Below are 14,715 nucleotides of genomic sequence, written 5' to 3'. Positions count from 1 at the left end.
TATATGTAATTGAAGCGGAGTTACTGGCTTTGAGTCATGATCCAGTGACTCAACAGGCGGACGCCGTGGCCAGTGCCACCTATTGGTGTTATACCAACATCTTTGGAAGTGAGTGCGCTACCAGCAATATCGAGGTGTGCCCATTTAGTATCGCCACTAAATTGCTTTAAGAATACTGCCGCGGTGCTGGCACCTGGTCCACCGTAACCCGCATTTTTAAGGTCGGCTATGGGGCTTTTGAGTAGATCTTCATAGGCTAGCGGTAAGCGCCACAGCTTCTCATCGACGGCTTGACCAGAAAAGGTCAGTTCATCGACTAAAGTATCGTCGTCACTAAATACTGCCGTATAGCGATTACCTACGGCGCGCACCTTTGAACCCGTCAGTGTGGCGACATCGACCATCACCTGTGGCTGATAAAACTCTCTGGCATACCACATGGCATCCGCTAGGATTAATCGGCCTTCAGCGTCGGTATTGAGCACCTCAACGCTTAATCCTTCAGCTGTCATCAGTACATCGCCAGGTGCCAGCGCAGTTTCTGATACCATGTTGGCGGCCATTGGCATGACTGCGACTAGGTTTACATCGGCTTTTTGTAGTGCCATCGCTTTAACTGCGCCAAGTACCGCAGCAGCGCCTGCCATATCGGACTTCATGCGTGAGATAGAGTCGCCAGAGGCTTTGATGTTATAGCCGCCAGAATCGAAGGTAACGCCTTTGCCAACCAGTGCGATAGGGGCGTCATCATTACCCTGCCAATGCGCAATCACTAAGCGTGCGCCCTCTATAGAGCCGCGGCCAACAGCGTGGAGCGCGCCCATACCGAGTTTTTCAATCTGCTTCGGCTCTAGCACGGTCACTTTTACACCCAGTTTCTTAAGCTCTTTGGTGGCGTTAGCAAAATCGACAGGTGTCATCTCTGATGGTGTTTCAGAGACGAGATCGCGCGCTAAGAATACCCCTTGTTCAATGGCTGCCAATTGTTGGTACTGCTTATTGGTCGCTTCTGAGTTGCTAACCGTTATCGTGTAGTTCTTCTCGGCTGGTTTCTTCTGTGATAGGTACTTATCAAACTTGTAGGCACGTAGGTTGATGCCATGAGCCAGCTGCGCGGCAAAGCTAACGTTGCTGGTGGCATCAGTGATCCCTGATGTCAGCAGTTGAATATTGTTTGCTGGGCTACCATTTAAATGCGCAGTGATACTTGCCCCGAGCTTGTTCACTTCGCCTGCAGTGAGTTCAGACGCCTCACCGACTCCAACAATGACTAATCGTTTGGTGTCGATCCCTGTGGGCATCAGGATCTCAACGATTTGTTTCTTTTCGCCAGTGAACTCTTGCAGTGCTAATGCATTGCTAATTTGCTGCTTTGATTGTTTATCTAGTTTGCTAAGGGCGCTTGAGGTTTCTCCGCCTGCTTGGAAGACGACTAAAGTATCGATATTGTTAGCTGGCTTTTCAACAAAAGAAAAAGTTTCAGCATGCGCTGAGTAGCTGGTAAGTAAGCCTAAGCTTAATGCAGTGTTTAGCAGGGTTTTCTTGGTTAGCATAATGTCCTCTATCGGGATTTAGTTCTACGATCAGGTTTTGCCAAACGATTCGCAGTTTTTATTGTTGTATTTGTCGTTATTGTTTTAGTCGCACTTTTTGCGTTATTCGCGCAGGGCTGTGCAATTTATCACTTTTTGAATTAACAACTAAGTTAAAACTTGTTATGAATTGTCACAAGATTTGCGAGTCTACAAGGTGAAAATTAGCCGAAGCTGAAAGAGAGTAAAGTGTTGAGAGTTATTTCGATTATATTTACAGGCAAGCTGATTAATGATTGGTTATAAGAAGAGTAGGGGAAGCGAGAGATCGCGGGTACATATGGGGGTACATATAAGCAAAAACGGGTTTTTTGTCGCCAAAAAACCCGTTTTTATACAACATGTTAAGACGTTAGTCTTAGTTCATGCCGTACTTCTTTAATTTCTTACGCAGAGTACCACGGTTGATACCTAGCATGTTGGCAGCGCGAGTCTGGTTGCCACGAGTGTGTTGCATGATGATATCTAGCAGAGGTGCTTCAACTTCGCTTAACACCATTTCATATACTTCTTCAGCTTCTTGCCCATCCATTTGAGCGAAGAAGTTAGTGACAGCACGTTTTACCGCATCACGTAATAATTGTGGCTTAATTGCGCCACTAGCGGTTTCGATTTTGCCAACAGTAAGTTGGTGAACTTCAGTGTGAGTAGTCTGATCAAACATTCGTATTCTGCTCTTTATTAATATGCAACAAATTCATCAAAATAGCGTTCCACCATGGAACATTGTTCTTCAACGGTTTCGAGTCGATTAAACTCGCTTCGAAAAGCGCGTTGTGATTCTTGGTCTAAGTACCAGCCAACATGCTTTCTTGCGAAGCGGATGCCCTTATAATCGCCATACAAGTTGTATAGCAGTTTAAGGTGTTCAAGCATCACTTGACGCTTTTCATCCATCTCAACGGGCGCTAGCTTATTACCTGTATCCAGGTAATGTTGGATTTCCCTAAATATCCAAGGTCGTCCTTGAGCTCCTCGTCCAATCATCAGGGCATCCACACCAGTATAATCCAGCACAAAACGTGCTTTCTCTGGGGTTAAAATGTCTCCATTAGCGACAACGGGTATCGAGATCTGTTTTTTAATTGCTTTAATTGTGTCGTACTCGGCATCGCCTTTGTACATGCACTGCCTTGTTCTGCCGTGAACGGCTAACGAGGCTATACCGCAATCTTCTGCAATCTGGGCGATATGAACACCATTCCTGTGCTCTGGAGCCCATCCCGTTCGAATTTTTAGCGTCACAGGCACATCAACTGCTGCCACCACCGCACGTAGAATCGCTTCTACCTGAGCTGGATCTTGCAATAAAGCCGACCCTGCGAGCTTCTTATTCACTTTCTTTGCTGGACAGCCCATATTGATATCAATGATCTGTGCCCCTTGCTGTACATTGACAACAGCGGCATTGGCCATTAACTCTGGATCTGCACCCGCAATCTGAACCGAACGTATTCCGTCTTCACCTGCGTGTGTCATACGCAAGCGGCTTTTATCGGTATCCCAAACATCAGGATTCGATGAAAGCATCTCCGACACGGCTAAGGCTGCGCCATAACGTAAGCAGAGATTTCTAAAGGGTTGGTCTGTGACACCTGCCATTGGGGCCACGATCAACTGATTTTTCAGGCGATAGGGTCCAATCTGCATTTATCAAAACACCTTGCTCGTCAAAGGGGCGCTATAGTACGCCTTTTTCAAGCCTGTGAAAAGGTCAATAAATGACCTGAGGGCAACTTTTTTGCTTGACTTTTGTTTAGTGAGAAGTCAGTGGCGGCGCAGAAAGCGCCGCGCATTACTGCTATTTACGCACACCTGTCAAGCGGCTCCAATCGTCTTTGTGAGCGGGCTCGTCCATATCAAACCACTGGCTATAAAAGGCTGAAACTTCTTCAGCTTGTTCTTGCAGTAGGCCTGAAAGTGCCAATAGTCCACCAGGTTTAACTTTTTCAGCAATTAATGGTGCAAGCTCGCGAAGTGGGCCTGCAAGAATGTTTGCCACTAGGATATCGGCAAGTAGATCTGCTGGTTGATCTTCAGGTAAGTACAGCTCAAGCTTATCTTGCACGCCATTACGCTCAGCATTTGCTTTTGAGGCTTCGATGGCTTGATAGTCGATATCGATACCGGTTACGCGTTCTGCGCCAAGTTTTAGTGCTGCTACGGCTAAAATGCCTGAACCACAGCCGAAATCGATCACATCTTTATTGCTGTAATCTAGGCCGTCTAACCATTCTAGGCACAGTGCTGTGGTTGGATGGGTACCCGTACCAAAGGCCAGGCCCGGATCTAAGATAACGTTAACAGCGGTTGGATCGGGGATTTCACGCCAGCTTGGGCAGATCCAAAGGCGATCACCAAACTTAATCGGATGGAAGTTATCCATCCATTCACGTTCCCAATCTTTATCTTCGACTTGTTCAATCTTATAACTGAAGTTTTCGCCTAGGCAAGGAAGTTGCTTTAAACGCTCAACCACAGGGGATAAATCAAAGTTGGCTTCAAACAACGCGATGATAACCGTGTGATTCCACAGTGGGGTCTCGCCCAGAGTCGGTTCATAAATCGGGCTGTCTTTACCATCTTCGAAGGTAATAGAGAGTGAACCTTCTTCCATCAGTTGATCGCTAATCGCGTCGGCATGTGGGCCGTCAGTGTCAATTCTAAGTTGGATCCAAGGCATGAATATTCTCGTTAACTAGATATATGCGCCTATTGTAAACCATGGCAGGTTTGAGTGTGAATGTTAGATGTTAAATCATCGAATTAATGTATAACTATGGCATTTGCTGTCGCTTTTATATTCGATAGAGTATTTCGTGTTTGCGATTGTTTTGTTTGAATTGTTTTTGCAAGATACTGAAATTTATTGGGTAAATGGTATTACCAGTGTTCTTTTTGGTGGTGGCTGTTTGTGATCTACGTCTAATAGTGAGTCTAAATGTAGTGACACTGATCACGAAAGAAATCCCTGTATCATTTTGCTGACATAGATCTTGTTAGAGTGTAAATCCCACTATTAGGCATAAGACAAACAAGACAAGAATAATGTTAGCATCCTACGTAAGCGGTACCGGACATCCTGCATCGGCAAAAGCAGATAAAATACAAAGCATTACAGGAGTGATGATGGGCTGCTTCCTACTGGCTCACCTGCACTTCGAATCGAGTATCCTACTCGGAAAAGATGCTTTTTATACGGTCGTGCAATTTTTAGAAGGTGGTATGTTTAGCCCAACAGGTCACGGTTTTCCGATTGTGACTAAAGTCTTCTCGGTGTTTATGTTAGCCGTAGTGATGCTGCATGCTGCCGTTGCTTTACGTCGTTTTCCCGCTCAGCTTGGCCAATGGCGTGCGTTAAGACGTCATATGACAGTGATTAATCACAAAGATAGTCATGCTTGGTTTTGGCAATTATCGACCGGTTTTGTACTGTTCTTTTTAGTGCCTGTTCACCTTTTTACCATGATCGCCAACCCTGAAATTGGTCCAAATCTATCGGCTGAGCGTGTTTATCATCAAAATGCTTGGTTGTTATACGTACTATTGCTACCCGCTGTAGTTATTCACGCCATGATTGGTCTTTACCGCGCTGCGGTTAAGTGGGGCTTCACCCATAAGCGCACAGGTCTGCGTAAATTGGCTAAGGTGCTGATCATTTATCTTATTGTTATCGGTTTGCTTAGCCTGGGTTCTTACATTTTGATCGGTAGTGAGCTCACTCTCCCTGTAGAGGCTTATCGACCAAGTTAAGCGCTGCCTATTAGTGGGGGAGCAAACTGAATTCGTTGATTAATCTTCACTTACCTAATCGAATTTTTGTTGATCTATCTCACGGTTAAATACCTATTATTGCGCGACATTGTAACCAAATGGTTAACGGGCTGGGTATTTATCAAGGATGGGCAGCGAATGAAAAAAATAACAGATCGCGGTAATTGGAGTGGAAGGTTGGACTTGAGCCAGAGTATCTCTGGTGGCGTGTTGGCAATATTTTTATGGACACACTTAATTTTGGTCTCCTCTATCCTCTTGGGAGAAGAGGCCATGACTTGGGTGGCTAAAACCATGGAGCTGAGCTTCTTGAGCGCAGATGGACATGGATACCCCTGGGTCGTGTCGATTATAGTCCTATTGATTGCGGCCATTGTATTGGTGCATGTCTTGGTGGCTATCCATAAGTTACCGTTTAGTCTGCGTCAGCAAAAGGCGTTAAGACAGCAGCTTAGCCTAGTTAATCACGGTGATACACGTTTATGGGTATGGCAGGCGATAACGGGCGTGGTGATTTTACTATTACTACCCGTGCATTTATGGCTGATAGGGTCAGCGCCCGAGACGATTGGCCCCCATGGCAGTGCTGATAGAATTTGGCAGCAGGGGGCGTGGCTGTTGTATCTGCCGTTGTTACTCTGTGTTGAGCTTCATGCCGCGATTGGTGTTTACCGCCTAGCGGTGAAATGGGGCGTAGCGAGAGACATAAATACCCGCGAAAGACTGAAAAAAATAAAAACTATCATCAGTGTGGTTTTCATTGTTGTGGGCCTGGCGTCACTACTGGCGTTCTTGCCTTACGCCAATGTGTAAACTGCTGATAATAAAAAAACATAAACTGACTCTGCACCCTACTTTAAGGAGCACGTGTGAAACTGATATATACCGATTCATTAGTGATCGGCGCCGGACTTGCTGGATTACGAGTAGCTATCGCATCTAAAGAGCGTGGCCTAGATACTGTTGTATTGTCATTAATTCCTGCTAAACGCTCGCACTCTGCGGCGGCGCAAGGTGGTATGCAAGCGAGTTTGGGCAATACCGTAAAAGGCATGGGAGATGATGAGGATGTCCATTTCCAAGATACGGTAAAAGGTTCTGACTGGGGCTGCGATCAAGATGTGGCGCGTATGTTTGCTCATTGTGCGCCGAAAGCCGTGCGTGAACTAGCGAACTGGGGCGTACCTTGGACGCGTGTAACCGCTGGCCCACGTCAAGTAGTCGTGAATGCAGAGAAGGTCACCATTGAGGAAGCCGAGAGTGCTCATGGTCTTATCAACGCCCGAGACTTTGGTGGCACTAAGAAGTGGCGTACTTGCTACACGGCAGATGGTACCGGTCACTCGTTACTTTACGCGGTAGATAACAAAGCCATTTCGATGGATATTCCTGTGCATGAGCGCATGGAAGCGTTATCACTTATTCATGACGGTACACGCTGTCACGGTGTGGTGGCTCGTTGCCTGATCACTGGCGAGCTGCATGCCTATGTGGCTAAGTCGACCACCATAGCAACCGGCGGCTATGGTCGTATTTATGAAGTGTCTACCAATGCGATTATTTGTGAAGGCGTTGGTCAAGCGTTGGCACTCGAAACTGGCGTTGCTAAGCTCGGTAACATGGAAGCGGTGCAGTTCCACCCAACGGCGATTGTTCCAGTCGGTATTTTGACGACCGAGGGTTGTCGTGGTGATGGTGGTTTATTGCGTGACAAAGACGGTCACCGTTTTATGCCAGATTACGAGCCAGAGAAGAAAGAGCTGGCCTCACGTGATGTGGTATCACGCCGTATGACCGAACATATGCGTAAAGGCAAAGGTGTCGATAGCCCCTATGGTCCACACTTATGGCTGGATATCACCTTGCTTGGACGTAAGCATGTTGAAACTAACCTACGAGAAGTGAAAGAGATCTGTGAGAACTTCTTAGGTATCGATCCGGCTAAAGATTGGATCCCGGTAAGACCGACTCAGCATTACTCTATGGGTGGTATTCGTACCGATAAGACAGGACAAAGCCCACAACTTAAAGGTCTGTTCAGTGTTGGTGAGGCCGCCTGTTGGGATATGCATGGCTTTAACCGTCTTGGTGGTAACTCGCTAGCCGAAACGGTTGTTGGTGGCATGATTATCGGTAAGTATGTGGCCGATTTCTGTCAGGACAATACCTTAGAGATCAACACTGGGCTTGTTGAGACGTTTGTCGACAAGGTGCGCAGTGAAATTGATGAACTAGTCGAAGGTCAAGGCACTGAGAGTCCATTTGTTATCCGTAAAGAGATGGAGCGGATCATGATGGATTACGTCGGTATTTTCCGTAACGGTCCAGAGCTAGAAAAAGCGGTGGCTGAGCTGCAAGAGTTACTTAAGCGCTCACGTGTTATCGGCCTTAAATGTAAGAAGCGTCATGCGAACCCTGAGCTGGTAGAAGCATTGCGTGTTAAACGTATGATTAAAGTTGCATTGACTGTTGCGTCAGGCGCAGCAGCACGTACAGAGAGCCGTGGTGCCCATGCCCGAGAAGACTTCCCGCAGCGTAACGATAAAGATTGGTTAAACCGCACCTTATCGAGCTGGCCTGATGAGAATAGTTTGTCACCTGAGCTTGAGTATGAGCAACTAGATGTGATGAAGATGGAGCTGCCTCCGGGTTATCGCGGTTACGGTATCGATAATGCGATTGCCCACCCAGATACGGCCAAGCGTGAGCAGGAGATCAGTGAGATCTTAGCTCAGCTAGGGACTGATGCCGACAGGCATCAGCAGCAAAATGCATTAATGCCGTTTGATGTGCCAGAATCATTAAAACCAAAGAATGAACGCTTGAGTGAGATGCTTGAAAACTTGAGCGCAGGAGAGATCGCTAAATGAGCCAAGAAACGGCAAAGGGCCGTACCTTAACTTTCAATATTTTTAGATATGATCCGCAGGTACCGGGCGACAAACCTAAGATGGTGAAATACCAGCTTGAAGAGGCGCCTGGCATGACGGTGTTTATTGCACTGAATCGTTTGCGCGAGGAGCAAGACACCTCATTGCAGTTTGACTTCGTTTGCCGTGCAGGGATCTGCGGTAGCTGCGCCATGGTGATCAACGGTTTTCCTACCTTGGCTTGTCGTACACTGACCGCTAAGTACCCTAAAGGTGAAATCAACCTAATGCCATTACCTGGGTTTGAGCTAATAGGCGATCTATCGGTGAATACGGGTAAGTTTATGCGTGAACTTGCTGAGCGTCTAAAGCTCTGGTTACACCCAATTAGTGATGACATCGATGTGCATCGTTTAGAAGCACCAATGGATCCAGCCGAAGCCGCTAAGCTGTATGAGCTAGAACGCTGCGTTGAATGTGGTGTGTGCGTTTCTGCCTGTGCGACTAAGCAGATGCGTGACACCTTTGTGGGCGCTGTGGGTATGATGAAGTTGGCACGTTTTGAACTCGATAGCCGAGATGGACGTGAGCTTGAAGATTTTTATCACGTGATTGGTAATCAAGATGGAGTGTTTGGTTGTATGACGCTACTGGGTTGCCAAGATAACTGCCCTAAAGACTTACCGCACATGCAGCAGATTGCGTATCTACGTCGTAAGATGGCTGTGACATTAGTCTAGTTCATACCAGATTATAATGATGTTATAACGTTTAAAGCCTGCTTTCGCAGGCTTTTTTAATGGGTGACGTTTAGCGCAGTATTATCTACAATTTGCTTTAAATTAAAGCTTATTTGCAAATGGAATATTGATAATGCAACTTAACGATCTCAGACTTTTTGTGCGGGTAGCCGATTGCGGTAGTTTGACTTCGGCAGCTGTTGAGTTAGATATTTCCTCTGCGGTAGCGAGTGCAGGACTCAAACGATTAGAGAAGGAGTTAGGCACAACCTTATTTATTCGCAGTACGCGAAGCTTAAGATTAACCGATGCGGGTGAACGATATCTTATTCATTGTCGTCGTGCTTTATCCGATTTAGAGGTGGGTCAGCGAGCGATAGAAAGCACTCAGGCGAGTATTTCAGGCTTAGTGAGTCTGTCTGTGCCCTCTGACGTCGGTCGCAATGTCTTGCTCCCCTGGCTCGATGCGTTTCTACTTGAATACCCTGAGCTAAAGTTGCGTCTACATATAGGCGATAACTTGTCGGATTTTTATCGTGACAAGATAGATGTGGCGCTACGCTCAGGCAAACCTAAAGACTCAGCGCTGGTAGCTTTTAAGATCTGTAACTCTCGTCGTGTACTCTGTGCCTCGCCGGACTACATTAAGCGCTTTGGTGAGGTAAGCTCATTGGAGCAGTTGTCACAGCATAATTGTTTGTTTTTTATGCTAGATGAGCGTACCCATGATCAATGGGTTTTCAATAAAAATGGTCAACAGTATAAAGTAAGAGTGAGTGCTAACCGTACCTGTAATGATGCCGATATAGCGCGGCGTTGGGCGGTTGCAGGCCAGGGGCTGGTATTTAAGTCTTGGTTAGATCTAACCGATGATATCGAGTCGGGTCGTTTAGTGCCTTTGCTTAATGATTATCAAGGGGAAGAGGCGGATCTGTACTTAGTTTGTCCGGGCCGGGAGCATGTGACTCCAGTGATCTTGTTGCTTAGAGATATGCTCAGAGAGCGTTGTAAGCAGCGTTTAAATGGAGTTAAAAGGCTTATGGATTAGTGCCTAACGAATGTTAGCTATAAATAACAGATACAAAAAAACCGCACGAATGCGGTTTTTTTAGTTTATACCAACCTAGGGTCAGTATAGTAAAAGCTCATTAGCTCTTAGCGCGTTTCATCGCAGTGAAGAACTCATCGTTAGTCTTGGTCATTGCCAATTTATCGATAAGGAATTCCATGCCTGTCACTTCATCCATTGGATTAAGGATCTTACGTAGGATCCACATCTTCTGTAGCTCATCCGGAGTCGTTAGTTTCTCTTCGCGACGTGTACCAGAGCGGTTGAAGTCGATTGCAGGGAAAACGCGCTTCTCAGCGGCTTTACGAGAAAGGTGTAACTCTTGGTTACCCGTACCTTTAAATTCTTCGTAAATCACTTCATCCATCTTAGAGCCTGTATCAACAAGCGCTGTAGCGATAATGGTTAAGCTGCCGCCATGTTCGATGTTACGAGCCGCACCAAAGAAACGCTTAGGACGGTGTAGAGCGTTGGCATCAACACCACCAGTAAGTACCTTGCCAGATGAAGGGATTACTGTGTTGTATGCACGTGCTAGACGAGTAATAGAGTCAAGTAAGATAACAACATCTTTCTTGTGCTCTACAAGGCGTTTAGCCTTTTCGATTACCATTTCTGCAACCTGTACGTGACGGCTTGCTGGCTCATCAAAGGTAGAAGCAATAACTTCACCTTTAACCATGCGTTGCATCTCGGTAACTTCTTCAGGACGTTCGTCGATAAGCAGTACCATCAACACCACTTCAGGGTTGTTGTTAGTGATGCTTTGCGCCATGTTCTGTAGTAATAGGGTTTTACCCGCTTTTGGTGGTGCAACGATTAGACCACGTTGACCTTTACCAATTGGAGAACATAAATCCAAAATACGTGAAGTGATATCTTCAGTTGAACCGTTACCACGCTCCATACGCATACGTTCTTCTGCATGCAAAGGCGTTAGGTTTTCAAAAAGGATTTTGTTGCGAGAGTTTTCAGGCTTGTCGAAGTTAACTTCGGTCACTTTTAGAAGGGCAAAATAACGCTCACCTTCTTTTGGTGGACGAATTTTACCAAAAATCGTGTCACCAGTACGCATGTTAAAGCGTCGAATCTGACTTGGTGATACGTAGATATCATCTGGGCCCGCTAAGTATGAACCGTCAGAGCTACGAAGGAAGCCGAAGCCGTCTTGTAAAATCTCTAAAACGCCACCACCGAAAATATCTTCACCGCTTTTAGCGTGGGCCTTAAGGATAGAGAAAATAATGTCTTGCTTACGAGCACGAGCCATATTTTCTAGCTTCATGTCTTGAGCAAGCTGGACTAAATCTGATATTGAGGTGTCTTTTAATTCTGATAAATTCATCGTGGTGGGTCTTGTTTTGTACGTGGCAATGCCATCTACGATCAAAGGTTTTGTAGCTTATTGAATATTGATCGGATAGCGAGAAGTGGGTTAATTAGAATGATTCTGGTTATTAAAGTAGCACTAACAGGGCGGGGCGTCTAGAAGTTTAGCTTAACCCGACACATTTTCTTGTTGAAGCTGTGCCGGGAGTCACTTATATACCGCCTAACGCTAAGATTAAACGGTACTTTGAGTGATTAAAGCTGAGCGTCAATAAACTCTTTAAGTTGAGTTTTTGATAGCGCGCCAACTTTTGTTGCCGCTAGCTCACCCGCTTTGAATAGCAGTAGCGTTGGGATACCACGTACGCCGTACTTAGCTGGTGAAACGTTGTTTTGGTCAACATTCAATTTAGCGATTGTGATCTTACCTTCGTATTCTTCAGCAACGTCGTCTAAGATAGGGGCGATCATCTTACATGGACCACACCATTCAGCCCAGAAATCAACCAGAACTGGTAGTTCAGAGTTAATTACGTCATTTTCAAAGCTATCGTCGCTTAGGTATACAATCTTGTCGCTCATGGTGTTCTCCAGTTTGGTTGCCATTGCTGGTTTGTTAATGGCTTAACCTGTATATTGGGTCGGTAAAATAGCTTTTCAAGCTAAAAGTTACGTAAATATTAATGTCGGCACTCTTTAGTACATTAAAACGCTTTAGACAAGACGCTGATTTACAGGCATAGTTAGCCTACGTCAACGACGTTTAACGCCTAGAAGCGTTTAAAATTGTCCTAAGAGAACGGTAAATACACGCTTAAATTTCATCGCATCGTATTAAATAGAGGGAATGATGATTCCGTCACTGATGCCTAAAATAGCGTGATAGACGTTTCTCCGAGTGTGCACCAATTTTCCGTGATAAAATTCTATCGCTATTTCAAACGATCGAGTTTTTTATTGCAACCTTTTACAGGTAAGCCTGCGCTATGAGCGATACACATTTATCTACACAGAAGTTTGCTGACTTTCCTCTACATAAAGAGGTTCATCAGGCACTTAACGAAGCAGGATTTGAGTTTTGTACTCCAATTCAAGCTTTATCGTTACCCATTTTATTAGAAAAAAAAGATATAGCGGGTCAGGCACAAACAGGTACGGGTAAAACACTGGCCTTTTTAGTTGCCACGTTTAACCACCTCCTATCGACGCCAATCCCTGCCGAACGTCAACTAAATCAGCCTCGCGCTATTATTATGGCGCCAACTCGAGAATTAGCGATTCAAATTGCTAAAGATGCGAATCTACTGGCTAAGCATACTGGCCTTAAGGTCGGTATCGTTTACGGCGGTGAAGGCTACGAAGTTCAGCGCAAAGTATTAGATAAAGGCGTTGATATACTGATTGGTACCACTGGCCGCATTATCGATTATGTGCGTCAAGGCGTGATCAATGTTAGCTGTATTCAAGCCGTTGTACTTGATGAAGCTGATCGCATGTTCGATCTTGGCTTTATTAAGGACATTCGTTTCTTGTTTAGACGTATGCCTGATGCTAAATCACGTTTGAATATGTTGTTCTCTGCAACGCTTTCAATGAAAGTGCAAGAACTTGCTTATGACCACATGAATGAGCCAGAGAAAGTTGAGATTGCGCCAAACGAGAAAACATCAAAGAACATTAAAGAGGAAATCTTCTATCCATCGATGGAGGAGAAGATGCCTTTGCTATTGTCTTTGCTTGAAGAAGACTGGCCAGAAAAAGCCATCGTATTTTCTAATACCAAACACAGCTGTGAAAAAGTATGGTCATGGCTTGAAGGTGACGGCCATCGCGCAGGCTTGCTAACAGGCGATGTACCGCAGAAGAAGCGTTTACGTATTCTGGAGCAATTCACTAAAGGTGAAATTGATATCTTAGTGGCAACCGATGTTGCGGCGCGTGGCTTACATATCGCAGATGTGTCTCATGTGTACAACTACGATCTACCTGACGACTGTGAAGATTACGTACACCGTATTGGTCGTACTGGTCGTGCTGGTCAAAAAGGGATCTCGGTCAGCTTTGCATGTGAAGAATACGCATTGAACTTACCTGCTATCGAGTCTTATATTCAACACTCGATCCCAGTGACGTCATACGACAGTGATGCGCTGCTTGATGATATTCCACCACCAGTGCGAATTCATCGTAAGCCAAGCACTCATACTCGCAATACCCGAGACCGTGGTGCAAGTCGTCCACAAGGTGGTCAGCGCAGTGGCCCGCGTCGTCACGACAGAACGCGTAGACATTCATAGGCGATAACGCTTAATGACAACACCTCTTTATGCAGCCATTACGTTAGGCTCAAATAGTTTTAATATGTTGGTTGCTCAAACAGCGGTTCAACAGCCTAAAGTTATTGCGAAGTACAAACGTAAAGTCCGCTTGGCCGAAGGCATTCAAGCCGATGGTTCGCTGAGTGAAGAGGTGTTATTACGGGGGTTAGACTGTTTGGCGATGTTTGCCAATATGCTAGAAAAAGAAGGGGTTTCTTTCGAAAATGTTGCAGTCATCGCAACGGCAACATTAAGAAGTATCTCTAACTCGGATGACTTCTGTCGTCGAGCCTTACCCATATTGGGGCACCCAATCGAGATTATCTCAGGCATGCGCGAAGCAGAGCTGATTTATCAAGGTATGGTGGCGACAACTGCAGGCGAAGGGCGTCGGCTTGTTATCGATATTGGTGGTGCTAGTACCGAGTTTATTATCGGTGATGGCAACAATGTTCTACTAAAAACCAGCTTGCCCATGGGCTGCGTCACTTTTAATGAGGCATTTTTTAGCAGCTTTCCACTTCAACACTTAGATTTTGACGATGCTAAAGCTAAGGTGAAAGAAATACTGGGTCAACACTTAACCGAGCTTAAAACCTTAGGTTGGCATTGTGTTGTTGGAGCTTCTGGTAGTGTGCAGTCAGTTGTGGAACTACTAAATCATCGCAATCAGTCTTCTACTATTACCCTAGATGTTTTACTGAGTTTAAAACAAGAAGTCTTAGCGCAAAAGAACCCATCTATGCTCGCAATTTTCGGCTTGAATCATGAAAGGGCGCCTACATTTTGCGCCGGAGTGTCGATTCTTCTCGCTCTATTTGAGCTACTTGAAATTGAAAAGTTATCTCTTTCTGGTGGCGCCCTGCGTGAAGGAGTATTGCAGACATTAGCGAGTAACCTTTAACTTATTAATATCATTTTTACTTTATATTCAACTCTTAATATCTCTTTCTATTATTTATATTCAATTCTATTGTGCCGTATTCGAGTGTCAATTAACTCAATACTTGCCGCTATAATGAC

The 14,715-nt window shown here is 45.4% G+C and carries 13 protein-coding genes; 7 read left to right on the top strand and 6 right to left on the bottom strand.

Features of this window, described 5'->3' with window-relative positions; all coding sequences use genetic code 11:
• Window positions 1-20 precede the first annotated feature (20 nt).
• The 4 genes from SHAL_RS20165 to prmA all read right to left on the bottom strand — a co-directional run bounded on the left by SHAL_RS20165 (window position 21) and on the right by prmA (window position 4,275).
• Window positions 21-1,553, bottom strand: coding sequence for a leucyl aminopeptidase (locus SHAL_RS20165; protein ID WP_012278960.1), 1,533 nt, complete (start codon window positions 1,551-1,553; stop codon window positions 21-23).
• 397 nt (window positions 1,554-1,950) lie between these two features.
• On the bottom strand, window positions 1,951-2,256 hold the full coding sequence (gene fis, locus SHAL_RS20160) for a DNA-binding transcriptional regulator Fis (RefSeq protein ID WP_012278959.1): 306 nt from the start codon (window positions 2,254-2,256) through the stop codon (window positions 1,951-1,953).
• A gap of 17 nt (window positions 2,257-2,273) precedes the next feature.
• The gene (dusB, locus tag SHAL_RS20155) at window positions 2,274-3,242 is read right to left on the bottom strand and encodes a tRNA dihydrouridine synthase DusB (RefSeq protein ID WP_012278958.1); all 969 of its coding nucleotides are present in this window, start codon (window positions 3,240-3,242) and stop codon (window positions 2,274-2,276) included.
• A gap of 151 nt (window positions 3,243-3,393) precedes the next feature.
• On the bottom strand, window positions 3,394-4,275 hold the full coding sequence (prmA, locus tag SHAL_RS20150; protein ID WP_012278957.1) for a 50S ribosomal protein L11 methyltransferase: 882 nt from the start codon (window positions 4,273-4,275) through the stop codon (window positions 3,394-3,396).
• Between the two features lie 335 nt (window positions 4,276-4,610).
• On the opposite strand from prmA, the gene SHAL_RS20145 reads away from it, so the two are divergent.
• The 5 genes from SHAL_RS20145 to SHAL_RS20125 all read left to right on the top strand — a co-directional run bounded on the left by SHAL_RS20145 (window position 4,611) and on the right by SHAL_RS20125 (window position 10,024).
• Window positions 4,611-5,345 (top strand): fumarate reductase cytochrome b subunit, encoded by a 735-nt coding sequence (locus SHAL_RS20145; protein ID WP_223296301.1) that lies wholly within the window; start codon window positions 4,611-4,613, stop codon window positions 5,343-5,345.
• 159 nt (window positions 5,346-5,504) lie between these two features.
• Window positions 5,505-6,179 (top strand): fumarate reductase cytochrome b subunit, encoded by a 675-nt coding sequence (locus SHAL_RS20140; RefSeq protein WP_012278955.1) that lies wholly within the window; start codon window positions 5,505-5,507, stop codon window positions 6,177-6,179.
• Between the two features lie 56 nt (window positions 6,180-6,235).
• Window positions 6,236-8,236, top strand: coding sequence for a fumarate reductase flavoprotein subunit (locus SHAL_RS20135; protein ID WP_012278954.1), 2,001 nt, complete (start codon window positions 6,236-6,238; stop codon window positions 8,234-8,236).
• Window positions 8,233-8,976, top strand: coding sequence for a fumarate reductase iron-sulfur subunit (locus SHAL_RS20130; protein WP_012278953.1), 744 nt, complete (start codon window positions 8,233-8,235; stop codon window positions 8,974-8,976). The genes SHAL_RS20135 and SHAL_RS20130 overlap by 4 nt, the downstream gene beginning before the upstream one ends.
• Before the next feature lie 133 nt (window positions 8,977-9,109).
• Window positions 9,110-10,024 (top strand): LysR family transcriptional regulator, encoded by a 915-nt coding sequence (locus SHAL_RS20125; RefSeq protein WP_012278952.1) that lies wholly within the window; start codon window positions 9,110-9,112, stop codon window positions 10,022-10,024.
• A gap of 100 nt (window positions 10,025-10,124) precedes the next feature.
• Here SHAL_RS20125 and rho read toward each other — a convergent pair whose 3' ends face one another.
• Window positions 10,125-11,390 carry a transcription termination factor Rho gene (rho, locus tag SHAL_RS20120; protein ID WP_012278951.1) on the bottom strand — a complete coding sequence of 422 codons (1,266 nt, stop codon included), beginning with the start codon at window positions 11,388-11,390 and terminating at the stop codon, window positions 10,125-10,127.
• A gap of 239 nt (window positions 11,391-11,629) precedes the next feature.
• Complete coding sequence (gene trxA, locus SHAL_RS20115) at window positions 11,630-11,956, bottom strand: thioredoxin TrxA (protein ID WP_012278950.1); 327 nt, start codon at window positions 11,954-11,956, stop codon at window positions 11,630-11,632.
• Between the two features lie 404 nt (window positions 11,957-12,360).
• Here trxA and rhlB point away from each other — a divergent pair, with 404 nt between their 5' ends.
• Together rhlB and SHAL_RS20105 are read left to right on the top strand one after the other, a co-directional pair.
• Window positions 12,361-13,671, top strand: a complete 1,311-nt coding sequence (rhlB, locus tag SHAL_RS20110) for an ATP-dependent RNA helicase RhlB (protein ID WP_012278949.1) — start codon at window positions 12,361-12,363, stop codon at window positions 13,669-13,671.
• A 13-nt stretch (window positions 13,672-13,684) separates the two neighbouring features.
• The gene (locus SHAL_RS20105; RefSeq protein ID WP_012278948.1) at window positions 13,685-14,596 is read left to right on the top strand and encodes a Ppx/GppA phosphatase family protein; all 912 of its coding nucleotides are present in this window, start codon (window positions 13,685-13,687) and stop codon (window positions 14,594-14,596) included.
• Window positions 14,597-14,715 lie beyond the last annotated feature (119 nt).

The organism is Shewanella halifaxensis HAW-EB4, from assembly GCF_000019185.1.
Classification (GTDB): Bacteria; Pseudomonadota; Gammaproteobacteria; order Enterobacterales; family Shewanellaceae; genus Shewanella; species Shewanella halifaxensis.
This window is presented reverse-complemented; position numbering and strand designations above follow the sequence as displayed.